Below are 21,388 nucleotides of genomic sequence, written 5' to 3'. Positions count from 1 at the left end.
CGTCTTATGGACCAAGCAATAGATGCTGAAGAGAAAGACAAGGGGGAAAGCTAACCTATTCGCTTTCCCCTATCATCACGTTGTGGTCTAAAGTAGTGTAGATTTTTCTTTCGAGGTATTCTCGGGTAAGTAGCGGCTGCCGTCAGAAATAGCATCAGCGCGTTGGCCTATATTGAATGTGGCTAAGCCTTAGGTCGCAAAAGGATTATGGAATCATTAACGCAGCTTTCGATAGCGTGGCTGGATACAATGGCGGCAAAGATCTCGTTTCTCTTGGTATGGGAGCAGGGGCATTAGTGTTGCTCTTGCTACAGGGGGGCTTTCCACTATTTGTACAGTGATATTAAATAGCGGTACCGTGTTTTCTGCAATTGGAGCAAATCTTCCGGGCTTCAATCAATATCCTTCTCTTAGGTCTGGTATCAATAACCTCGATAGAAAGGTGTGGTAATATGCCTATTCTCACGAAGGGAGTTACCTAACTATGAACCTGCTTGCCCTTAAACTGAGGCCGTTGCGCGAACCTTGTGTTCCTGTGGCCCCTGACTTTAGCAATGCTAAGGCTTTGGAAATCTCTTTTTCAGGTAGCGTGCTGAGAGCTATGATGTTAGATCATAGTCCCGCGACTACATATGAAGAGCATATTAAGCCTAAGGAGAGTTATGATCTTTTCAATAACTCTCAGTATAAACATGCAGAATCTGAAGGGTTTGATTACATTCAGGTCTTAATGAGGTCTAACAAGTTCCGTGGGCCTTTGTTTACAGGGTATGTTGCACAACTTCATACTACGATACTCCTTATTAAGCATAAACCTACGCACTCAGATTTTTCTTTGTTTAATCCACATGACTTTGAAAGCGCTATATTGTCTACATTGACTGCGGAGTATGGAAATGAGATTCTCCTTGGCCGAAATTGCTATGATGCGCCAGTGAATTGGGAAATCGTTAGGAAGCTTCCAGTTCCTTGTGTAACGTATGAGGTGTTGTCTGGGCCTAATCGGGGAGGTTGGAGAAGTAAGCATATTGCCTTTCCTATCAGGCATGAATTCTATGTTGAGATTTCGTTTCATTTTGAGCAGTCAGCAATAGGAAAGCTTAGTGAGCAGGATAAGCTCGTTAATCCTAAGCCCCTGTATGAATTGGCGAAAAATATAATAGATAGCGTAAGTTTGGAATTATCGCCTGAAGCAAAGAGGGAATTTGAAGAGGCGCGTACCAACAACCCTGATGCTAAGTTGAGTGAGGAAATTAAACCTCTCAAATGGACCACGCCAGAGCAAGATGCTGAATGGGAACAATACTGTGCAGAAGTTGAAGAGCAACACAAGTCCACAGAACGCATTAGGAAAGCAGCTCGGATGGAAAAATAGCTCTGTTTATATGTGCAGCTTCTGAGAGTATTGGAGTATGGTATAAGTTGTATAAACTCGCCCTGATTGCTTCAGGGCGTTTTTATTGGGAATCTAAAACCACCACCTACGGAAGTGGTGATCATCGTGTAGGCTCTGCCTTAAAGTATGGCCCATGCTAGATTAAGTTATAACTCTTCGAAGCATCAAGGCTCAGCGAAGTCGTTTTTTAATTTGGTGAAAGTTATTAGAGCACAGTCCCATGCGCCTTTTGCAACGGTATAGAGCATCTAAGATGAACCCGCTGGGCCCTGACTTTAAAAGGGCGCCAGTCTGTTCAATCGACCTATCTGGAACGGAACTCAGGTTCCGTAATCCTGCCCATGAGGCGCCATTTTCTTGTGAAGATCCTCCTGATCACTTAGATATATACAAGATAGACAATTTTGATATTTGGCCTAATAACAGGGGAATGACGCTTATTCTGGCCAGAACTGGGTGGGGTTTTTGGGACTCTCTCTTCGGGGGAGATGGGATGCTGGGCTATGTTATGATGCAAATGATATTGCAATGTAGGGCTCCAAATAACCGACAGAACGATTCATTGTTTAACCCTAACGGTTTAAGTCGCTGGGTGCTTGATACTTGTGAGCAGAGTTGGGGGAGTCGTAATAGGGAAATGCTAGAGGAGCGCGATAACTATCGCAACTTTAGCCCTGAAAGAAGTTTATGGAAATACCCAAAACAGGAAAAGGATTTTAAAAAAATGACTATTAACGGAAACCAATGGCTCTATTATGAAGCGGGGCAGCCTGTTGCAGAAACACCTAAAAAAATTTGGTGTACAGCTATTTCTGATGATCACCTTTTAGATGTTTCTTTTCAGGCAGGGGGGAATCTTAGAAGCTACTTCGATCCAAAGCATGATATTGATAGTGCTGTCACCAAAGCCATGAATGAGTTTGTTAACAATATATATATTAACTTTTCTCCAAGTGCTCAAGAGGAAAGGGATGAGTACTCTGCTGAACTTGCAGAACAGCGTAGCGCTTCGGAACGCTCGAAGCGACGTAGTTAAATCGCTTGGCTCACCATTGGCGCACATTCTCATTGGAAAGCCCCACTTGCGCGGGTTTTTTCGTATCCAGGGTTTATAAACTTTGCACTCATATGGTTGGGTGATTGCTTGCCCGTTTAACTGGGTGACTTTTGACCCGTTTGACCCGCTTTGTTCTTTTTCTGATATATGGGCCTTGTGTCTATCAGAGGCGTAAGCCGTGTTTCTGTGGTTTGTTCTGGCGGTGAGGGAAGGGAGGGTTCCTCGTGCTCTGGCGCGCAACTTGCTGCACTGGAATGAGAGAAGTAGTCGGGAAGGAGCATTGCTTATGGAAATGGAGCATGAGGACGATGTCCTGAGAGTGGGCCGGAAAATTATGGAATACCTGCAAAGTCACCCCTCTGCGGCCGACTCGTTGCAAGGTGTGGTGCGCTGGTGGCTGGCGGGGGAGGAGGCATGCTCTAGGGACAGTGTGCAACGGGCGCTTGAGGGCTTGGTGCGTCAGGGCGTTATTGGGCGGCGCATTCTGAGTGACGGCGGCGTAATCTACTACTCACTTGAAAAGTCTTGAGATGAACGCATGTAAGAATGTAAGAGCAGTTGTAATTCGCTGCGTCCTCAGGAAAGGAGTTGCAAATGAAACCAGACGAATTCATGAAAAAGTATGGCTTTGTCGAAGAAGAGGAAAAAGAACACAGCTTGCAGGAAAACGCCAAAGAACGGGCCAGGCGCTTGCATCGACCCAACGCTGGGACGCCTTTTGACTGGGAGGATTGGGAGCGTTATCAGCAGGAGCGGGATGTGGGGGAAGAGGATGCTGACTAAGGTCTCTTTATTACAGATCGAGTTCATCTAAATCGCGTGGCAATTCCACAAAAAAGCGACAGCCTCCCTCAGGTTGATTCTCGAAGCCGATACGCCCCTGGTGTTGCTCGATGATGGCTTTGCTGATGTAGAGGCCAAGGCCGGAGCCGCCGGTGCTGCGATTGGCGGCGGTGGTGGCTTGTGCGAAGCGGGTGAATAGTCGTTTGGTGAGTTGTTGCGGTATGCCGGGGCCTTGGTCGATGACGTCAATATTCAACTGTTCCGGCTTATCCTTGAGTTTCACTTCAATCACGCCGCCGGAAGGAGAGAATTTCAGGGCATTGGAAAGAAGATTTTGCAGCACCTGCAGCAAGCGGTCGTGATCCGCCTTAATGGGCGTTGCGTCCTGTGGCTGGTAGCGCAGCGATACATTTTTAAGCGAAGCCGCCGGGGCGATGGTGTCCACGGCCTCCTGAATCAGCTCTCTTGGGTTTAACGACGTTAATTCCAGAGTAAGCCGTCCCGACTCGATCCGCTCAATGTCCAATACCTCGTTCACCAGCTTGACCAAGCGAACCGTATTATTACAGGCCATTTGCAGCATATGGGCTTTTTGATCAGGGTTGTGATCGAAACGACCGCTTTGCAGCAGTCCTAACGAACCTTGAATAGCGGTTAAAGGCGTGCGCAACTCGTGACTGACCACCGCTACCCACTCCCTGCGGATGTGATCGAGCCTGTCTTTCTCAGCTTCTGCACGGCGTCTTGCTTCCTCGTAGATGTGCGCGATGATGGCGACAAAGCTCATTGACGCGACGCTGGCGGACATACGCCCGACTAAAGAATCGTCCCAGCCTTTGCCTTGTATCAGCGCCAAATCGTGGGCTTTGAGAATGGCGAATAAGCCGATTGCCGCCAACAGGACAATTCCCGGCGCCCGATATTTATCGCCGACGAAGCTTGCAATGAGTGGCAACGCTGGCAGCCAGGTCAGCACCCGGGAAGTCAGGCCGCCATCGCTCCAGGCGGTGGCGAGGATGATGAATAACGTGGATAGCAATAACAGATCCGCCGCCAGACTGGGTCGTCCTGTCCACCAGAGTGCGATCAAACCTGATAGCAATGAAGGTGTGGCGAAGGCGACGACCAACGTGGAAGCGGTCCAGCCGTCAGTGGCGTAACGTACCATCGCCATCGCGGCGGCGCTGATAAAGCCATAGAGCAATAGACCGACAAGCACTCTACGACGGCTTAGCTGCGCCTCGGATAAAGACGCGCCGCCAGGAATAAGCTTGTCGAGCAGACTGACATGCAGCTCTTTGAGTTTTCTCATGGTGCGATGCGTTTATGGCTGGACTTTCCGGTGCTCCATCCATCGCCATCAATTCAGTCGCTGCGTTTGGGGACGGGTTGAAACCAGAGAAAGGCCAGCCTATAGGCGAACTAGAGTCAGGTTGTTGTTTCTACCAGTTTAGACGAGAAATCAAGGTTATAGCGCGGAGTAAAAGTCGGCGTTGTCCCCAGAGGATGCTTGCCGGGCGGTTTCAAAGGCTTTGGCCATAGAGTCCGCGATAGCGGCGGCGCGCGTCTTCATCAGGTCCGCTTTGGGGCCGGCATGACGGCGGTCCACTTCCTGCCGCCACAGTGTCAGCCAGCGTTCGAAGTGTTCCGGACGCATGGGGGATTTTGCGTCCAGCGCCGCATGCGCTTCATAGACTCTGCCTTGAAAGCCTGCGCGCACTCCGAACAACAGAGAGTTCCAGAAGGCGACGATGCGCGGCAGGTGGGCGGGCAGGTCGATGGCCGCCACATCCGTGAAGAAAAAGCCAACCTGCTCATCGTTTAAAAGCAGACCATAGAAGCGCTCTACGATATCCTGAATATCGTCGATACTCGCGATGTCCTGCACAGGCTGAGTGGTCACAAGGCTTTCCCTTTTGCTATTAATCCGGCAATGATATTGGCATGTTAATAACCAGGCGCATGGATGCGCCTGCGCGGCGGCTAGCCGCTAGCCGCGGGAGACAGGGCCTGACATGTGCAGGCCTGTCGTAGCAGACAAATAGAAGGAAGCTATTTGTCTGCCTGATTAATAATAGTAGGTCTTTCTTATACGCCAGCGGGGGCTTTTTGCGCTGCGCTGGGTGCGCCCCATGCGAAAGCGGCGTTTAATAGAGCGCACAACAGCATAACGGCGACAATAGGAATCAGTGTGCCGTCGGACAGGGCGGATGACAAGGCGCTGATGGCGCCGGAAATAGTAAATTGCAGTGCGCCCATCAACGCAGATGCTGTGCCGCTGTTGCTCTTGAAAAACTGAATGAAGCAAGCGGAGCCGTTAGGCATGGCGGCGCCCAGAGAGCCTACGGAGAGCATCAGCGCCGGGGCGAACAGATACAGTGACGGATGGAGGATCGTAATCGACACCAAGGCGATCACCCCACAGGTCTGCAGCCATACCGCCAGCCGCAATAATTGGGCGGACTCCACCCAGGTCAGCAGCGCGCGGTTGGCCATGCTCATCAGGGCCATCACTGCAATATTGCCGGCGAAGAGCAGGGAAAATGCGAATTCGGATAAGCCGAACCATTCCTGATAGATAAAAGACGCGTGAGTCAGAAACGTCAGCATGACGCTGAAACCCAGTGACTGAATAAAAATAAAGCGCAGGGCGGCGGTGTTTTTCAGAATCTCCAGATAGTCCGCCAACACATTGCGCTTGGGCGGCGGCGTGTGGGGCGGCGCATCGGCGAATAAAGAGAACCAGAGCGTGACGATCACCACGCCGGTGTACAGCGCCAGAAACAGGAATATCCAGCGCCAGTCAGCAAAAGCGAGAATGGCGCTGCCCAGCGTGGGGGCGATGGCTGGGGCTGCAATCATGATCAACCCGATCAGGGAAAACAGTTTGGCGGTTTCCTGTCCTTCTGTGCGGTCGCGAATGATGGCGGGCACGCTCACCGCGCACCAACCGCCGCCAAACGCCTGCGTAAAACGCCAGACCAACAGGGACGCCAGACTTTCGCTTTGTGACAGCATGAGACAGGAGAACAGGAATACGCCAAGGCCAATGAGCATGATGCGGCTGCGGCCAAGACGGTCCGATAATGGACCGCCGATCAGCTGGCCGATAGCAAGCCCGAGAATATACACGCTGATGCTGAGAGAAACGTCATGAATATCCGCCCCGATCGCTTTGGCGATATCGGGAAAGGCGGGTAGATACGTGTCGATGGCGAAAGGGCCAAGGGCGACCGCCATCGCCAGAATAAAGGCTAGACGTGAGTGGGTGGTAGAAGATGTCATGAGTCGGCTGCGCTGGAGCTTTGTACGAAAAAGCAACAAAGCTTGGTTGTAACGAAGAAAGGGGGCTAGGATGCCTAATCCTGACCGCCCGGACAAGTGGTAAATTTCGAATTCCTTATGTAATTAATTCGAATTGAAAAATTAACGAATTTTGTCACCGCCATTCCGCATATTCCCTTCGGCTGATTTCATTAGTTTGGAATTGCAGTTAGATTGAACTTACCCTGAAACACAATAAAAATTGATTTTATGTTGCACGATAGATCATTTTTACTGAAAGCGAAAGACGCCCTTACTGAAGCGGATCTGCTCAAGACGGAAAGTCCGTTTTACGCCAGCGTATTGTTGCGTGAGGCGGGGCGCACTATGTTAATGCCGGACCGTATCGGCGCAGCCTGTTGGATAGGAAAAAGCTACTCACTGCGAGATATTCCATCGTCGCAATCGAGATATTACGCCAGATGGTTCAAGGACTTGCTGGATCGTTTGCGTCAGGAGCGGGTGTTTCTGGTGTATAACGACAACGCGCCGCCGCAAATGCCGATTTTCCAGCGCAGCAAGTTTGGAAATGGTTTGGAGGCGGCCCCGGATTGCGCCGAACTCGCTTCTCGTCTGCTTGGTGAATTGAATACTGATTTGGCGCAAAGCGTGAAAAGCGAACCCGCTTCTCACCCGAACCAAACCCGGCGGAAAAAACAGGCGGCCTTGTTGTTTGAATAATGTTTGCACAGACAGGCGAAAAATGGTCTCATTGCGCGCCTTTTTGTTGTCGTGGTGTTTTTCATGAAAAAGTTGTTCGTGCTGGCGGTGATCGCAGGCCTTATTTATCAGTTCAAGCCAGAGTGGATTCCGTTTACCCAGCCTGAAGGCGCCTATCACGCTGATGGCTCTCCCAGAACACTGCTGTTTACTTTCAGCGACTGCAAGCAACCCTGCGCTAAAGTCAAAAATGAACTAGAGCGCAGAGGCGCGGCCTTCGAAGAAGTGGTGGTGGACGCCAACGCGGAAAACCGCCAGTTGTGGGACAGCTTCTCCCCCTATAACTCATTCCCATTGTTGATTGTCGGCAAAGAGCGGGCGTATGGCGATATGAGCATTGAGGTGGCGACGACGTTGGCGTTGAACTACGGCGATGGCTTGCTCACTTCAGAAGAGCGTGGATTGACGTCTTCTCACTTCAACCCAGACGGTTCCCCGAGGGTTGTGATGTATAGCGCTGACTGGTGTCCTTATTGTAAAAAGCTGCGTGGCGCATTTAGGGATGACGGCATGGCGTTTCAGGAAATAGATGTGGAGAAGGCGCGTAATAAAGAGCAGCTCATCCGTACTCTTGGCATTAGCGGCTACCCCGTGACTTATGTGGGTTACCGAAGGGTGGTGGGAGATGACATCAAAGCCATAAAGAAAGCGCTTGCCAGTTATTAGTCTTCATTAAATATCCAAGCCTAAAAAAGGCCGCAGTCGCGGCCTTTTTTATTTCAGGTTCTCCTGCAGAATATTACAGAACAGCGCCCCTTGTTCGATGGCGTCGTCCAGCGCCACATGGGTATGGGGCAGGGGATCAAACCAATGTTGGGGCATCTTGCGCTTGGCGGTTTCCCTAAAGGGCGTTTTCAGCACCGCCATCGCGTAGCTTTTGATGTCCAGCGCAGAGTGAGAAAACGGGCTCTCGCCGGTGAACTTCATCAGATACCAGTAGACGAACATAAAGTCGTAAGACGCTGGATACCCAACGAAAACCGGTTTGCCGGGCAGTTGCTTGAGCCACTGCAGATACTGCTGCATCGCCTGCTGCGGCGGCTGCAGGTCCTGGCGACAGGTTTCCCAGGCCGCCAGGTTCTGTTCCCACCAAGCCTGCGTATCCGGGTGAGCGGACGCTTCAGGGAGCGTCTCCAGGTTGGCGGAGAAGGTTCCGACCAACTCCTTTTCCGCCGTATAAGCCGCTGACGCGAAGCTCAGCATGGAATGCGGCCCGGGAATCGGTCCATCCGCCTCCACATCGGTGCTGACATAAATTTCTGGTTTCGCCATAAGTCACCTGTACTGATTAAATAAGATGGGAATTTCATCGTGGATGAAAACCTCCATGATAGCTTCCAGCAGATATCGCTGCGCTGCGTGCAATCCTCATGGCTTGTATACAATGGAGAGGGCGCACCTGGAAAGTTAGGCGTTTGGTAGTGACTACCTATTTTTCCGACGTTTTGGGTAGTTTAAGCTTAAACTCCAAATGCATAACCAGCGAGCGCTACTGGGTCTTGTCCAAACGTAGCGCCTCGCTAGTCATTGTGTAGCAAGCCAAAAAGAAAACCGGCGCTTATATCCCTTCCATAAGTTACATATCTTCTTGTTTTCCCTAACAAAAAACCGTCAACGTTAATACTCTTTCATCCTTCTTGCAAACACTTTCCTATATGATGGCGTTTCCGTCGATGGAGTGGCGTTTATCCTTTGCTGATGCGGGTTGGCGACAGCAATTTCAGGACTGCGTTCTATACTTGGCTCAGAACTGAAACTAAGTTTGCGAACTTTTGCAATCTGCGTTGAGGACAAAGGGATGAACGGACAAGAAAAAGTCTTGTTGGACGCTGAGCCGGGACAAGCGGTTTATAACCGCCTCACCTTGTCGTTGTACGACTCAATGGTGCTTGGTTTTTCCAATTACTTTGCTTGGCGTTGTCCATCGGCGAATCTGCTCGAACTGTATAACCGGAACCTGTCTGCATCTCATTTGGAGATGGGCGTGGGCACCGGCTACTTTCTCGATCATTGTACTCCTGCCGTTCGGCTCGAAAAGCTGACGTTATTGGATTTGAATCCAACTTGCCTGGACTATACCGCCGGCCGCCTGAGGCGCTATCAACCGCGGTCTCTGAGGCACAATGCGTTAGAACCATTCCCTTTGGACTCACAACAGTTCGGCTCTGTGGGATTGAACTACCTGCTTCACTGTATGCCCGGTTCGCCGGAGCAGAAGGGCGTGGTGTTTGATCATGTGAAGGCTGTATTGGCGGAGGTAGGCGTCTGCTTCGGTTCGACAATCGTTAATAACGGCGGTGAATCCCGGCTGGGCGGATTGTTGAAGATGATCTACAACCGCAAAGGGATATTCAGCAATTTGAAGGATACCGCCGACGCCTGGATTGAGCAGTTGGAAGCTAGGTTCAGGCGGGTGCAAACGCAAGAGATCGGCGCTGTTCTGCTATTTTCCGCCAGAGACTGATCTTGTTGCGGTCACTAACTGACTGGCGACAGAGAGCAAAAAAATGGCAATCACCTCAAAGAAAACCGGAGTTATCGCGATTGTGGCCGTTATCTGGCTGATCGTGACCTCTTATATTGTGTATATCAGCCTTACCACCGAAGCGGGCTCAGACCGCATGCGGGATATGAGGGAGTTTCAACACGGCGTGGATTTCGTGCGTCGGGCTGACGGCAAATATGTGTTGATCTGGTCCAGTTCCGGATCGCCGTTGGAACCGAAGGAAGCCGACGGCGATGAATGGATACACGATGTTTATTACTCCCACATCGATCCGAAAAATCCTCAGCTTGATCCCGTCACTCTGATTTCCGCGCCGTTGGCGCAAGAGCCGGCCAGTTCCGCCATCAATGACGATGGTCATATCATGGTCACCATGGAAGACGCGTGGAATACGGAGAATGTGCTGGCGCAGACCTTCGGGCTCTATGACAGCGACATGAGCCCGATCAAAGCCTATCAGCAAGTCGTATACGACGGCGGTCATTCCGGCCATGTGGCGGCGGCGGGTAAACGCTTTGTGGTGTTTTATTCCGATGAGTGGGTGGATGGCGGCGGCGTCGACGACCTTGGCTCCGGCGACGACGTGATGATGGCGGTCTACGACACCCATGGAGAACTGCTGCACGAGCGTCATGTCGCTGTCGGCGATCGCACTCGTGACTGGTGGCCGCTGGCGGCGGGCTCTGATCGTCGCGCTTTGCTGGTGTGGCAGCGTTTCGTGGACGGGAAGTCCTACGCGCGTCTGATGTATCGCATGTACGATCCGGTGAGCGACAAATGGGTGAAAGGGGAAACCGAGCTGGTCAAAACCCAGGAGTATTATACCTACGACGTGCAATACATCGACGCCATTGACCGCTTTCTGGTGACCGGCGCCTACAGCAACGGCGGTGGATTTGCATTCTTGATCGCCGCGGACGGCTCTATTACCGCCAGAAATACCAGTCTGCCGCCTTTGGTGCGAGAGGCGCAGCCAGCCATTCGAACCGTGAACGGCAAACTACTGGCGGTCTATCCCGCCGCGCCAGACAGGTTGATGGTGTTGTCCCTCACCAAGACGTCGATCTCTCTTGAGAAACGGATACCGGTTGACTATCGCTGGTCCTATATCGGAACTGACGGCATTTTTCTGGATGACGGCACCGTGTATTTCGTGTCTCTGTCCGCTAACGGCCCCAAACAGCTGAAAGTCAGCGTCAACCTCGATTAAATCCCTCGCCCAGGCCGACGGATCAAGCGCCGTCGGCGATCCCTGTCTATAGTAAAAGTGGCTGTGAATCATAAACGAATGGAGATTCTCATAGGGAATGCACCAAAGGGAAAGGATCAAGGCTATGGCTACAAGACAGGCAATGTTGGAGAAGGATAATTGGCTGGAGAGTCCTAAATCGAAGCGTTGCGCAGGGTTGCTTGCAGTGGCGTTGGCGTCAGGTTTGACCGGCTCTTGCGCATTGAAACAAGAGGGAAACTGGATTCAGGAAGGAGAGAAAGTTCCCGGCGCCAAAGGTAACGTGGTGGATTTAGATCAAGGTTGGACCGATGACACTCAGGCGGCGTTCTACTTTTCCTCTCAAGGCTCGCGGATTATTCCTTACAAATGGTTTCTGGTATTGGAACGCAAGGACAGTCAGGCGCTGTTCCGCGCGGATGACCATATGGAGCGCATGCGCTATCTGCCGTCCACTCAGGTTGGCTCCTGGAACCCGGATGGATTGCCGGTAGGCTTCGTCAAGGATGTCGGGAAAGACGGCGAGCAGTGGATGGGGTTCAGTTGCGCCGCTTGTCACACCGGTCAGGTCCGCTATCGGGGGCAGGAAATACGTATCGACGGCGGCCCGACACTGGGAGACGTGCAGACATTCAACGCCGCATTGGTGGATGCGTTGAGCAGCACCTATCAGGACAACGCCAAGTTCGACCGTTTCGCCAACAATGTGTTGGGCGAGCCAGATATGGAATCCAGATTCAAGCTGCGCCAGGCGCTGCTGGCGCAAACGGAAGAATTGGCCACCCGCAATCTGATCAATCATTCCGCGCCGCATCAGCCGGATTATGGCTACGGGCGGGTGGACGCCATCGGGCAGATATTCAATCAGATCATGGTGTACTTCAACGATATGCCCAACAATGGGCATCCCGCCAATGCGCCGGTCAGCTACCCGTTTTTGTGGGGGACTCAGCAGTCCGATGTGGTGCAATGGACAGGCTTTGCGCCCAATGGCCCGTTTGATTTTGGCGCGTTGATTCGCAATGCGGGCGAAGTGCTTGGCGTGTATGGCCAAATCAATATCCCTGACGACAAATCGGTGTATCGCTACAAGTCCTCGTTTGATATCAAGGGGCTGGGCGATCTGGAAGCCTGGGTGGCGGATTTGCGCTCGCCGGCGTGGCCGACGGAGTATCTTCCCGCCGTCAATCCAGAGACCGCTGCCCGCGGCAAACTTCATTACGATAAGTTTTGCCTGAGCTGCCATCAAGTGATTCCCCGTAGCCGTGAAGCGGCGATTTACAATGCAGTGCTGACGCCGATCAATGAGGTTGGCACGGACCCGCTTGAATGGACCAACATGATGAAGTGCTATGAAGCCGGCAAATATGAAGGCCGCAAGAGCATGGGCATAATCGGAGACCCCATTCCCGCCACGACGTCCGGGCTGGAGCCATTGGTGAATGCAGCGGTGGGAGGGTTGTTGGAGCATACGGCGGACTCTATCGAAGCGGCCTCCGTGGACTATGCGACCGAGCTGCATTCCGAGAAAGCGCGTCTGGAGAAAATCCAGGATATTTTGCAGCAGTTCAAAATCAAACAATCGCCTTCAGTCGCCTGCGGCGATAATCTTCCTATCAGTGAGGGGACATATAAGGCGCGGCCATTGAACGGCATATGGGCGACGGCTCCTTATCTGCATAACGGCTCTGTGCCGAATCTTTACGAGCTGTTGCTGCCGGCGTCGCAGCGCTCGAAGAAGTTTTATCTGGGCTCGCGGGAGCTGGATGTGGTTAAAGTTGGATACGTCTCCATGCCGCATATGACACTGTCGGACGGCACGTTGATCAAAACGTTTGAATACGATACGGACCTGAAGGGCAATTCCAACAGTGGGCATGAGTATGGCGCTAACGACATGAAAGAGGTCGAGCGCATGGAGTTGCTGGAGTATTTGAAAACGTTGTGAGGCGACTTTCGCCGAGATAACCGGAGCGCCGTGGGGCGTTCCGGTCTGATCGAGTCTTGATACCACAGGGGAGGGATTAGCGTCCCGCTTGCTCCACCAGCGCCCGAATTTCCGGGTCTCTGACCTCAAAGGTCTCGAACACGCCCAACTGGCGCAGGCCCGGGATAAGTGCCAGCAAGTCGTTTTTCGCCGCCGCCCGATCCGCGTCAGAAAGGCGCTTATCCTTCATATCGCGGGCGCTGAGCATAAACGCCGCGATTGACCCTTTGCGCAACGTTACGCCCTGATGGGCGAACATGCTTTCATTTTCGGCAAGTACTTGTTCAGGTTTCATATCTACGATCTCCTTTGGGGGGGGCGGGCCCAGATGGGGGCGCCGGATTGATTTCTATGTTATTTCCCCCTAGATTGACCGGCTAACGCCAGTCAGAAAATAAATTGCTCAATCCGGCCAAAATTATGTCTCCCTTTCGTGCTAATGCCGGTTCGCCGGTTTTACCTCAAGATATTTTGGTGCGCCGCCTAAGATCGGAGGGGACGGAAGAAAGGGAAGGGCATTCTCATGAACATGGGCAATTGTTCTGTGTATTGCAGGGGCTGACGGTGGTGGATACGGATGCCGGGCGCTGGTTAATGCCGTCCAATCGTCTGGGCTGGATACCCCCAGGCGTACGACACGGCGCGCAGTATTTCGGCGCCATAGCCGGCTGGAGCCTTTACTTGCATCCAGATATTTGTGAACCCTTGCCTGACGAGCCATGCGTATACGAAGCGAACGCCTTGATGACGCCTGTCATCGCGCGAATCGCCGAGTGGACCGCCGGCGAGCCCCTGGACGCCCCCCGTCGCCGCTTGTTGCATGTCCTGATGGATGAAATTCAAGCGGCGCAACAACCCGCACTGCACCTGCCCATGCCAAGAGACCAACGCCTTCTGCGTCTGAGCCATAAACTGCTCGCCACCCCGGAAAACAACGATTCCTTGCTGGCGCTGGCCAGTGACATCGGTCTGAGCGAACGTACGTTGACCCGCAAATTCCGCGAAGAAACCGGTCTGTCCCTGGGACAATGGCGACAACTGGCCAGACTGGCCCGCGCCCTCGAACTCCTGGCCCAGGGTGTCTCCGTCACCCAAACCGCCCTGGACCTGGGATACGACAGCGTCAGCGCCTTTATTGCGCTGTTTCGGCGTTACTTTGGAGAAACGCCGGGGCGGTATTTGAAGTAGTCAGAGTCAGCGAGGGCGATAGTCTCAGTTTTAGCCATTTCCTCATTTCTTACACACTTCTTCCGTAGTTCCTGCGGATTCGCCTCTTACTATGTTCTTCACGGATCGGGAAGAATAACGTGAATAACAGGTGTAGGTGGCTGTATGAAAAGCTCTTTAAAAACAAAAAGCTGCGATGGGTATTATGATGCGATCAGGCTGGGCGGAAGTGGTTTGGCGGCGCTGTGTCTGAGTGCGGGACTGATTTTGTCCGGTTGCGGAGGCTCTGCGGCGGTGTCCGATGGGGCGGCCAGCGATGACTCGGGAGTATCGGTTGATGAAGGTTCCTCAAGCGATACGTCGGGCGATGCTGGAGACGCCTTCAGCGTTGATATCACCAATGCAATATTTACCGAAACCAGCGGCGACTGCGCCGATTATGACAACACGCTTGAAGCGTCCGTGACGGATATCCAGCGTGGGTTTGGCTTTGATGCGGCGGTGACCATCAGCAGCGACTCGGACAGTTGCACGCTGACGTCCAACTCGATTCCCAATCACGATTTCAACGACGCCTCCGCGCATTTCGCCAACAGCGTGGCGGAGGTCAGTCAGAGCTTCCATATTCCCAGAAATCCTTCCTCTGCGTCTTCCACCACCTCGCTCAGTCAGCGTCTGGTGAATGGCGTGATGTTGAACGGAGTGGTATTGGATCTGTTGTCCGCAGGCTGCTATAACCCCTCCAGCCCCATGGCGGATGCAGACGGCAACACCGCCATTGGGTGTCCAGACACGTCCGACTGGTTGTTGGACCCTCTGGGCGCAGACAGCAAATTCGGCGCGGACGCCCATAACGCCCACACCCAACCGGGCGGTCTGTACCATTATCATGGCAACCCCAACGCCATGTTCGATAGCAATCCCGGACCAAACGGATCGCCGGTGATTGGTTTCGCGGCGGATGGTTTTCCGATCTACGGCAGCTATTTTCTGGACCCTGACACAGGCACGGTGCGCAAGGCTGTATCCGGCTACACCCTAAAGACCGGCTCCCGGGGGACCAAGAGCACGAATAACCCGGGCGGCGCCTACGATGGAACCTATATTGACGATTGGGAGTTCACCAACGCTGGCGACCTTGACGCCTGTAACGGCATGACGGTGGACGGTCAATACGGCTACTACGTGACCGATGCTTATCCCTGGGTGCTGAATTGTTTCCGAGGCGCGCCTGACAGCTCGTTCAACAAATAAAGGGAGGTTGGCGATGAGCGCTTTCAGATTCGCATTCGCAGCGTTGTTTGTTCTTCTGACCGCCCCGGCGTGGGCGCATCAGGCAGGCGTCACCGATACCGCCGTGCAGATCGGCGCCAGCAAAGTGAAGGTTGTGTATACCGCGCCTGAGGCGGAGTTCGCCGCCGACTCCGTCATCGCTTCCAGGAGCGAAGCGATGACGGCCTTGGTTGGCGCAGGCTTTCCGTTGCGCAACGGCGATCGAGCCTGCGTTCTGATAGACGCCCGCTCACAGACACTGGAGCAAATCGCCTCGCGTCAGTTCGCCATGCTTTACGACTGCGGTAGCGATATCGGCGTCTTAACGGTTGGCTATCTCCTGTTGCAAAACAATGCCGAGCACAAGAATTTCGTGCGTATTGTCCTGGCGGACCGGACCGCCACGGTGGTGTTTGACAGTGCGCGCAGAACTCAGGAGATTCCCGTGGCGCAGTCTTTGCGGGCATGGAGCAAAACACTGACGGACGACTTTATGGGGAACCTGGGCGGCTCCAGCGGCATGAGCCAGTATTCCGACTATTTTATGCTGGGGTTGGAGCACATTGTTTTCGGCTTTGATCATCTCTTGTTTCTGCTGGGCCTTTTACTGCTGCCTTTAGGGTGGAAACAGCTGGCTGCGTTGACCACCTCTTTTACGGTTGCGCATTCGATCACACTGGCGGTCTCTGTGTTGAATTGGATCAGTCCGCCGATGATGTGGGTGGAGGCGGGCATTGCGTTAAGCCTTGTCTACGTGGCGCTGGAGAATTTGTGGGAGCTGAGCGGAGAGCCTTCGCCAAAAAACATATCCGCACGCTGGAAACGCCGCTTGCTGGTGACGTTCTCATTCGGACTGATTCACGGTTTCGGTTTTTCATACATCCTGCGAGAGATTGGACTTGGCGACCAGTTAGCTGGCGCGCTCATGTCGTTCAACCTGGGCGTAGAGGCGGGACAGATCGCCATCGTCACCGCGGCGTACGCCTTGATTTACTACGGAATGAAAGATTGGAACTTGCTGCGCATGGCGCGGGTTGGCTCCTTGTTCGTGGCGGCGATGGGCGGTTATTGGCTGGTGGAGCGACTGGTTGCATAGAGGTCAAAAGCCCGGTGTTGAAATGGGGGCGAACAGGCTAGAACTATTTGTGCAGCGCTATATTGAGCGCGCAGATAAAATCGCCGAATTTGCAACCAACAGCGGTGAGCGGCATATGTGGCGTCAGGTTTCTTCAAGCGAGCAAGGTCAACAGCAGGAACGGCGTCCCGCCGCGGGAGGCGTGAAAGAATCCAGCTTCTGGTTGAGCCAGATATTCATGCTGGCGGCGACGGTGCTGGGCGTTTTTCTCGCTGCGCAGGAGGGCCTGAATCAGGCGATCGCATTCGATGACCTGACTTCCCGCCAGAATAACTATTATTTGCGCAGTTCTCTCTACAGCGAGCTGCAAAGCAATATTGCACAGGCGAAGGAGTACGCGGCGTTTGTCCAGCGCGCCAGCGACAACACCATCAAGCAATATCAGCTGCAATTGGACCTGTTTGTGTGGGAGAGCATGCGCTATTCTCCCGCCACCCTGGAGACGCCCTCCGAGTTCATCTCGGAAATTCAACGCTACTATCGGGAAGCCAATGATATTCGCCAGAAAATAGAGCGACGGGTATATGGATCTGAATACGGCGGCGCGGAGCTGTTGAAAGTTACTGAGCGCATGGAGAAAGACGTGGCGCCGAAACTGCGCGCTAATATCGACCACCTGAAGAAGTCTCTGATGGATAAAGGCGTCGCGTTGGATTGAAAGCGCCGCGTTGGCGGCAAATGTCGCCTAAAATGTTTAAAGGTTTCACAGACTTGCTTGTATTCGAGCGAGATGGGGTTGATCGGTGTTTCTGCGAGTGTTAGAACTTGGCCCTCCCCACTAACGGAAAGACTTATCGTCACGCCATAAGCAAGGGATAAACTATGGTTAGCCTTGAATATCTGATGACTTCCCTGATTGTTGTGTTGCTTCCCGGCACGGGTGTGTTGTACACCGTATCCGCCGGTCTGATGGGCGGTCGGCGCGCGGCTCTGTTCGCCTCCGTGGGATGCACCGCAGGCATTATTCCGCATTTGCTGGCCTGCGCTTTGGGGCTGGCGGCGATTCTACACGCCAGCAGTCTGGCCTTTCAGGTTGTCAAATATGTCGGCGTAGCCTATCTGATGTATCTCGCCTGGGTGATGTGGAGGGAGTCCGGCGTTGTCGCCTTTGACGCCTCGGCGCAAGAGAAAAAAGCCACGAGCTTCGCCATCAAAGCCTGCCTGATCAACATTCTGAACCCCAAGCTTTCCATATTTTTTCTGGCGTTTCTGCCTCAATTCGTGCCTCACGACGCCGCTTCGCCGGTCTCTCACATGCTGCTGTTGAGCGCTATTTTCATGGGAATGACGCTGGCGGTCTTCACCCTTTACGGCCTGTTCGCCAACGCCGTGCGCGCCTACATTACAGGCTCCCCCAAACTGATGAGGTGGACCCAGAAAACCTTCGCCGGCGCTTTCGTCGCATTAGGCGTCAAGCTCGCGACAGTGGAGCGTTGAGAGCCTCAACTCACAGGAAGTCGTCAAAAGGAGTGAGCGTGAAAAGCTTATTTAAAAAACTGGCCGGATTTTTCTCCAGCAAAGCGTCTGCGAGTGACCAGGGCGCTGCGCCGATCACGCAGAATGGAAACCCGCAAGAGCAGTTCTGGCGAAAAGTCTACGATGAACGCTCTGAATATTACGAGACGCACTTTGGCGCGTTGCCGTCGGAAATTTTGAAGATCGGCCACATGTTCGGCGTATGGCCCGGCGGGGGGCTGTATATGATTCCCGCCAATAAATTGGGCGAAGGCATGTGGGTGTACACCACCTTCGGCTTCACCAATCCGGACATGCCCTCGGGCGTTGCGGCGCAGAACGTGGAAGTAGAGAAGGATGAGCAGGGGCGTGTGGTCAGCACAGCGGCGACGCTGACCCGAAAAGAGGCGGCGGCGCAGACTGACGGCGTCCCGGGCTACGGATACGAGATGCTGGTTATCGCCCGGGAAAAAGCGGAATGGCCGCTTTGGTTTCTACAGTGGACCGCCAACGCGGAGATTCTCAACGATGCAGGCATACTGGAGCGCGTCAGCAAGCATGACGGCCTGACGGTGGAGGAAATCCAGGCCGGCGAATCCGAGTTCATCAACGTCCTCATCGCCAAAGCCCAACCGCCGCTGCCGTCATCAGGAAAACTGTCCAATGGCAATATGGAAATCCTTATCGCCACTGTCATTACCGAAGAGGAAATGCGCTGGTCCATGGAGCATGGGCGTCCTGCGTTATTACAGCGGCTGATGAAGGCCGGCGTGGGGCAGGTGAGTGACCGTCATCGGGCGAGTGTGGTTTGAGCGCCAGTTTCTTCTTGGGCGCAAGCGTCGCTATCGCCCCCTGTTACTCCATCTGTAGTTCTGCTTGCTCGATCGGATATTCATAGAAAACCGTGCCGGAATGGTTGGATGCGAGATGGAAGTTATTTCTCTCCAGCATCTTTACTGACGCAGCGTTTTCTCTGGCGACGCCGCAGCTTATTTTGGCGACGCCTTTGTTTTGCCTCGCCCAACCAATAATGCCTTCCATGAGTTCTGTACCAAGTCCTTGCGACCAATATGACTCGCCTAAAATGTAGCCCAGGCGCCACTCGGTGAGTTCCAGCGGTAGCGGGATTGGATGGAGAAATATGAATCCGACTGCAGCAGAAGTGGCTATTTGCTTTACGACATATACAGGCGACTCCGCTAAACGGTCCTCCAACCAGGACTTGGCGTCTTGTCGATTGATGACGCGGCGCCAGTCGTCAGGAGCGAAACGCGTCGTGCTCGGTGTGATTATTCTCAGTACGTCTCTGTAAAGGTCATCGCCCTCGCCGGTAGAGGTCACGCAGCGAAGGTTGTACACGTAAAGTCTTCGTGTTTTGAATCCACATCGGTACATAGCGGTATAGGGCTCTCTCGGCTGGCGTTAATGGGCGATTCAGGGGGATATCTATCCTAAAGAGCGGGCGTGAGGCGCAGTAGAGCGGATATAGGCATTAAATCGGCTGATTTTGGGGTTTCCGGCGTTGGAGTTTACCAACGAATCTCCCATTTCTGACTACACTAAGTCTGTAGCCTGACGGGCGCCGCCGACAGTGATGGTGGATTAAATGAGCGCATCTGCAATGTTATTTGAACGACAGCAAGACCAGATCTTACTCCCTTCTTTTAAAGCGCTGCTATCCGTCATTACGTTGAGCTTCGTCGTGTGTACGTCTGAGGGTGTATATGCCAAAACGGCGCAGGAGTGGGTGGAAACTGAATTCACGCCTTCCACCCTCAGCCGTGAGCAACAACTGCAGGAAATGCAGTGGTTTCACAAGGCCTCTGAGCCGTTTCGGGGCATGACGATTTATGTGGTGTCGGAGCCTATCGATACCCATTGGTACGAAGCCGATACGCTGGCGAAAGCCTTTGAAGATGTTACCGGCATCCGCGTGGTGCATGAAATTACGGGCGAAGATGACGTGGTGCGCAAGCTACTGGCGCAGATCGAGACGCAACACAACATCTACGACGGATTCATCAGTGACTCAGATCTGATTGGCGGGCATTTCCGCAGCGGCGCTGTGGTGGCGCTGTCGGATTATATGCAGGAGGAGGGCAAGGACGTCACACTGCCGACCTTGGATATAGAGGATTTTTTTGGCCTGTCTTTTACGACAGGGCCTGATGGCAAAGTCTATCAATTGCCTGACCAGCAATTTCCCAGTGTGTACTGGTATCGCCATGACTGGTTCAGCCGCAAGGATCTGCAGGATCGCTTTCGCAAACTGTATGGCTATGAACTGGGCGTACCGATGAACTGGTCCGCCTACGAAGACATTGCGGAATTTTTCACCGTGCATGTGCGGGAACTGGACGGCCATCGGGTATGGGGACACATGGACTACGGCAAAACCGACCCATCCCTTGGGTGGCGCATCTCTGACGCGTGGCTGGCGATGGCGGGGATGGGCGACAAAGGGCTGCCCAATGGCCTGCCGGTGGACGATTGGGGCATTCGAGTGGAGAACTGTCGTCCCGTCGGCGCCAGCGTTCGGCGCGGCGGAGCTCTGGATAGTCCAGCCGCCATCTATGGCATTCGCAAGTTTCTCGACTGGTTCCGGCTGGCGCCGCCGGAGGCCCTCAATGTGACGGATAAAGTCATGGGCGAGTGGGTGGGGTCCGGGCTGATCGCCCAGCAAATTTTTTGGTATACCGCGTACCTCGCGCAGATCACCCAGCCGGGGCTGCCAGTCGTGGATGCGGATGGCGCGCCCAAATGGCGCATCGCGCCGTCGCCGCTGGGCGCCTATTGGCAGGAAGGCATGAAATCCGGCTATCAGGACGCGGGTTCCTGGACTTTTCTGAAGAATACGCCGGAGAAGCGTCGTAAGGCGGCATGGCTTTATGCGCAGTTTACGGTTTCCAAAACGGTGTCTTTGAAGAAAACGATGGTGGGCCTGACGCCCATTCGGTTATCCGATATCAACTCCCAGGCGATGACGGATCGCGCGCCTTATCTGGGCGGATTGGTGGAGTTTTATCGCTCTAACGCGCGTTACTATTGGACGCCAACCGGAACCAATGTGCCCAGCTATCCCAAGCTTTCTCCATTGTGGTGGAAATATATGACCCAGGCGCTCAAGGGAACCCAGCCGGTGGAGGACGTCATGCACGACCTGGCGCTCGCCATGGATGAAGAACTGGCGGCAATCGGCCGGGAAGACCCCGGCCCCTGCGCTCCCCGCCTTAACCCCCAATCCCCCAAAGATTACTGGCTCAACCAGCCCGGCTCCCCCAAACCCGAACTCAACGAACGCCCACCGGGGAAAACCTTGAGTTATGAGGAGGCGTTAAAGGCGTGGCATTGAGAAGCC

22 protein-coding genes are annotated in these 21,388 nt (G+C 53.6%); 16 read left to right on the top strand and 6 right to left on the bottom strand.

Annotation, left to right across the window (positions count from 1 at the left end; all coding sequences use genetic code 11):
* Positions 1-484: 484 nt before the first annotated feature.
* The 4 genes from HCH_RS18850 (at position 485) to HCH_RS18835 (ending at position 3,236) form a co-directional block, all read left to right on the top strand.
* The gene (locus HCH_RS18850) at positions 485-1,375 is read left to right on the top strand and encodes a hypothetical protein (RefSeq protein WP_011398002.1); all 891 of its coding nucleotides are present in this window, start codon (positions 485-487) and stop codon (positions 1,373-1,375) included.
* A 274-nt stretch (positions 1,376-1,649) separates the two neighbouring features.
* Positions 1,650-2,432 (top strand): hypothetical protein, encoded by a 783-nt coding sequence (locus HCH_RS18845; protein ID WP_049781004.1) that lies wholly within the window; start codon positions 1,650-1,652, stop codon positions 2,430-2,432.
* A 199-nt stretch (positions 2,433-2,631) separates the two neighbouring features.
* Positions 2,632-2,982: a hypothetical protein gene (locus HCH_RS18840; RefSeq protein ID WP_148212623.1), complete on the top strand. Its 351-nt coding sequence runs from the start codon at positions 2,632-2,634 to the stop codon at positions 2,980-2,982.
* 65 nt (positions 2,983-3,047) lie between these two features.
* On the top strand, positions 3,048-3,236 hold the full coding sequence (locus HCH_RS18835) for a hypothetical protein (RefSeq protein WP_011397999.1): 189 nt from the start codon (positions 3,048-3,050) through the stop codon (positions 3,234-3,236).
* Positions 3,237-3,246: 10 nt separating this feature from the next.
* Here HCH_RS18835 and HCH_RS18830 read toward each other — a convergent pair whose 3' ends face one another.
* From HCH_RS18830 to HCH_RS18820, 3 genes are all read right to left on the bottom strand, one after another.
* The gene (locus HCH_RS18830; RefSeq protein WP_011397998.1) at positions 3,247-4,548 is read right to left on the bottom strand and encodes a sensor histidine kinase; all 1,302 of its coding nucleotides are present in this window, start codon (positions 4,546-4,548) and stop codon (positions 3,247-3,249) included.
* Between the two features lie 156 nt (positions 4,549-4,704).
* Positions 4,705-5,139 (bottom strand): group III truncated hemoglobin, encoded by a 435-nt coding sequence (locus HCH_RS18825; RefSeq protein ID WP_011397997.1) that lies wholly within the window; start codon positions 5,137-5,139, stop codon positions 4,705-4,707.
* Positions 5,140-5,324: 185 nt separating this feature from the next.
* On the bottom strand, positions 5,325-6,521 hold the full coding sequence (locus tag HCH_RS18820) for a multidrug effflux MFS transporter (RefSeq protein ID WP_011397996.1): 1,197 nt from the start codon (positions 6,519-6,521) through the stop codon (positions 5,325-5,327).
* A gap of 249 nt (positions 6,522-6,770) precedes the next feature.
* On the opposite strand from HCH_RS18820, the gene HCH_RS18815 reads away from it, so the two are divergent.
* Together HCH_RS18815 and HCH_RS32535 are read left to right on the top strand one after the other, a co-directional pair.
* Complete coding sequence (locus tag HCH_RS18815; protein ID WP_011397995.1) at positions 6,771-7,241, top strand: hypothetical protein; 471 nt, start codon at positions 6,771-6,773, stop codon at positions 7,239-7,241.
* Between the two features lie 63 nt (positions 7,242-7,304).
* Positions 7,305-7,946 carry a glutaredoxin domain-containing protein gene (locus HCH_RS32535; protein ID WP_011397994.1) on the top strand — a complete coding sequence of 214 codons (642 nt, stop codon included), beginning with the start codon at positions 7,305-7,307 and terminating at the stop codon, positions 7,944-7,946.
* A 48-nt stretch (positions 7,947-7,994) separates the two neighbouring features.
* On the opposite strand, the gene HCH_RS18805 is transcribed toward HCH_RS32535, so the two are convergent.
* Positions 7,995-8,552: an exonuclease gene (locus HCH_RS18805; RefSeq protein WP_011397993.1), complete on the bottom strand. Its 558-nt coding sequence runs from the start codon at positions 8,550-8,552 to the stop codon at positions 7,995-7,997.
* Positions 8,553-9,078: 526 nt separating this feature from the next.
* Here HCH_RS18805 and HCH_RS18800 point away from each other — a divergent pair.
* The 3 genes from HCH_RS18800 to HCH_RS18790 all read left to right on the top strand — a co-directional run bounded on the left by HCH_RS18800 (position 9,079) and on the right by HCH_RS18790 (position 12,962).
* The gene (locus HCH_RS18800) at positions 9,079-9,744 is read left to right on the top strand and encodes a class I SAM-dependent methyltransferase (RefSeq protein ID WP_011397991.1); all 666 of its coding nucleotides are present in this window, start codon (positions 9,079-9,081) and stop codon (positions 9,742-9,744) included.
* A gap of 43 nt (positions 9,745-9,787) precedes the next feature.
* Positions 9,788-10,996, top strand: a complete 1,209-nt coding sequence (locus HCH_RS18795; RefSeq protein ID WP_011397990.1) for a hypothetical protein — start codon at positions 9,788-9,790, stop codon at positions 10,994-10,996.
* Between the two features lie 124 nt (positions 10,997-11,120).
* Positions 11,121-12,962, top strand: a complete 1,842-nt coding sequence (locus HCH_RS18790) for a di-heme-cytochrome C peroxidase (RefSeq protein ID WP_011397989.1) — start codon at positions 11,121-11,123, stop codon at positions 12,960-12,962.
* Positions 12,963-13,038: 76 nt separating this feature from the next.
* Here the strand turns inward: HCH_RS18790 and HCH_RS18785 are convergent, their stop codons facing one another.
* Positions 13,039-13,296 carry a hypothetical protein gene (locus HCH_RS18785; protein ID WP_011397988.1) on the bottom strand — a complete coding sequence of 86 codons (258 nt, stop codon included), beginning with the start codon at positions 13,294-13,296 and terminating at the stop codon, positions 13,039-13,041.
* Positions 13,297-13,421: 125 nt separating this feature from the next.
* Between HCH_RS18785 and HCH_RS18780 the strand changes: the two genes are divergently transcribed.
* The 6 genes from HCH_RS18780 (at position 13,422) to HCH_RS18755 (ending at position 18,842) form a co-directional block, all read left to right on the top strand.
* On the top strand, positions 13,422-14,189 hold the full coding sequence (locus HCH_RS18780; RefSeq protein WP_011397987.1) for an AraC family transcriptional regulator: 768 nt from the start codon (positions 13,422-13,424) through the stop codon (positions 14,187-14,189).
* A gap of 144 nt (positions 14,190-14,333) precedes the next feature.
* Complete coding sequence (locus HCH_RS18775; RefSeq protein WP_011397986.1) at positions 14,334-15,422, top strand: YHYH protein; 1,089 nt, start codon at positions 14,334-14,336, stop codon at positions 15,420-15,422.
* A 13-nt stretch (positions 15,423-15,435) separates the two neighbouring features.
* Positions 15,436-16,536 (top strand): HupE/UreJ family protein, encoded by a 1,101-nt coding sequence (locus HCH_RS32530; protein WP_011397985.1) that lies wholly within the window; start codon positions 15,436-15,438, stop codon positions 16,534-16,536.
* A gap of 49 nt (positions 16,537-16,585) precedes the next feature.
* Complete coding sequence (locus tag HCH_RS18765) at positions 16,586-17,233, top strand: hypothetical protein (protein WP_148212622.1); 648 nt, start codon at positions 16,586-16,588, stop codon at positions 17,231-17,233.
* Between the two features lie 164 nt (positions 17,234-17,397).
* Positions 17,398-18,012 carry a LysE family translocator gene (locus HCH_RS18760; protein WP_011397983.1) on the top strand — a complete coding sequence of 205 codons (615 nt, stop codon included), beginning with the start codon at positions 17,398-17,400 and terminating at the stop codon, positions 18,010-18,012.
* Between the two features lie 38 nt (positions 18,013-18,050).
* Positions 18,051-18,842 (top strand): suppressor of fused domain protein, encoded by a 792-nt coding sequence (locus HCH_RS18755; RefSeq protein WP_011397981.1) that lies wholly within the window; start codon positions 18,051-18,053, stop codon positions 18,840-18,842.
* Between the two features lie 43 nt (positions 18,843-18,885).
* Here HCH_RS18755 and HCH_RS18750 read toward each other — a convergent pair whose 3' ends face one another.
* Positions 18,886-19,389: a GNAT family N-acetyltransferase gene (locus tag HCH_RS18750; protein WP_158304976.1), complete on the bottom strand. Its 504-nt coding sequence runs from the start codon at positions 19,387-19,389 to the stop codon at positions 18,886-18,888.
* 247 nt (positions 19,390-19,636) lie between these two features.
* On the opposite strand from HCH_RS18750, the gene HCH_RS18745 reads away from it, so the two are divergent.
* The gene (locus tag HCH_RS18745; protein ID WP_011397978.1) at positions 19,637-21,382 is read left to right on the top strand and encodes an ABC transporter substrate-binding protein; all 1,746 of its coding nucleotides are present in this window, start codon (positions 19,637-19,639) and stop codon (positions 21,380-21,382) included.
* Positions 21,383-21,388 lie beyond the last annotated feature (6 nt).

This window comes from Hahella chejuensis KCTC 2396, assembly GCF_000012985.1.
GTDB lineage: Bacteria > Pseudomonadota > Gammaproteobacteria > Pseudomonadales > Oleiphilaceae > Hahella > Hahella chejuensis.
Note: the sequence above shows the minus strand (reverse complement) of the source record. Positions and strands in the feature narration are given on the sequence as shown.

Coding starts and splice junctions, on each gene's coding strand:
- HCH_RS18815 (WP_011397995.1), top strand. CDS start 6,771: ATGTTGCACGATAGATCATTTTTACTGAAAGCGAAAGACGCCCTTACT.
- HCH_RS18805 (WP_011397993.1), bottom strand. CDS start 8,552: ATGGCGAAACCAGAAATTTATGTCAGCACCGATGTGGAGGCGGATGGA.
- HCH_RS18850 (WP_011398002.1), top strand. CDS start 485: ATGAACCTGCTTGCCCTTAAACTGAGGCCGTTGCGCGAACCTTGTGTT.
- HCH_RS18790 (WP_011397989.1), top strand. CDS start 11,121: ATGGCTACAAGACAGGCAATGTTGGAGAAGGATAATTGGCTGGAGAGT.
- HCH_RS18785 (WP_011397988.1), bottom strand. CDS start 13,296: ATGAAACCTGAACAAGTACTTGCCGAAAATGAAAGCATGTTCGCCCAT.
- HCH_RS18775 (WP_011397986.1), top strand. CDS start 14,334: ATGAAAAGCTCTTTAAAAACAAAAAGCTGCGATGGGTATTATGATGCG.
- HCH_RS18820 (WP_011397996.1), bottom strand. CDS start 6,521: ATGACATCTTCTACCACCCACTCACGTCTAGCCTTTATTCTGGCGATG.
- HCH_RS18845 (WP_049781004.1), top strand. CDS start 1,650: ATGAACCCGCTGGGCCCTGACTTTAAAAGGGCGCCAGTCTGTTCAATC.
- HCH_RS18780 (WP_011397987.1), top strand. CDS start 13,422: ATGTCTCCCTTTCGTGCTAATGCCGGTTCGCCGGTTTTACCTCAAGAT.
- HCH_RS18800 (WP_011397991.1), top strand. CDS start 9,079: ATGAACGGACAAGAAAAAGTCTTGTTGGACGCTGAGCCGGGACAAGCG.
- HCH_RS18795 (WP_011397990.1), top strand. CDS start 9,788: ATGGCAATCACCTCAAAGAAAACCGGAGTTATCGCGATTGTGGCCGTT.
- HCH_RS32530 (WP_011397985.1), top strand. CDS start 15,436: ATGAGCGCTTTCAGATTCGCATTCGCAGCGTTGTTTGTTCTTCTGACC.
- HCH_RS18835 (WP_011397999.1), top strand. CDS start 3,048: ATGAAACCAGACGAATTCATGAAAAAGTATGGCTTTGTCGAAGAAGAG.
- HCH_RS32535 (WP_011397994.1), top strand. CDS start 7,305: ATGAAAAAGTTGTTCGTGCTGGCGGTGATCGCAGGCCTTATTTATCAG.
- HCH_RS18745 (WP_011397978.1), top strand. CDS start 19,637: ATGAGCGCATCTGCAATGTTATTTGAACGACAGCAAGACCAGATCTTA.
- HCH_RS18760 (WP_011397983.1), top strand. CDS start 17,398: ATGGTTAGCCTTGAATATCTGATGACTTCCCTGATTGTTGTGTTGCTT.
- HCH_RS18830 (WP_011397998.1), bottom strand. CDS start 4,548: ATGAGAAAACTCAAAGAGCTGCATGTCAGTCTGCTCGACAAGCTTATT.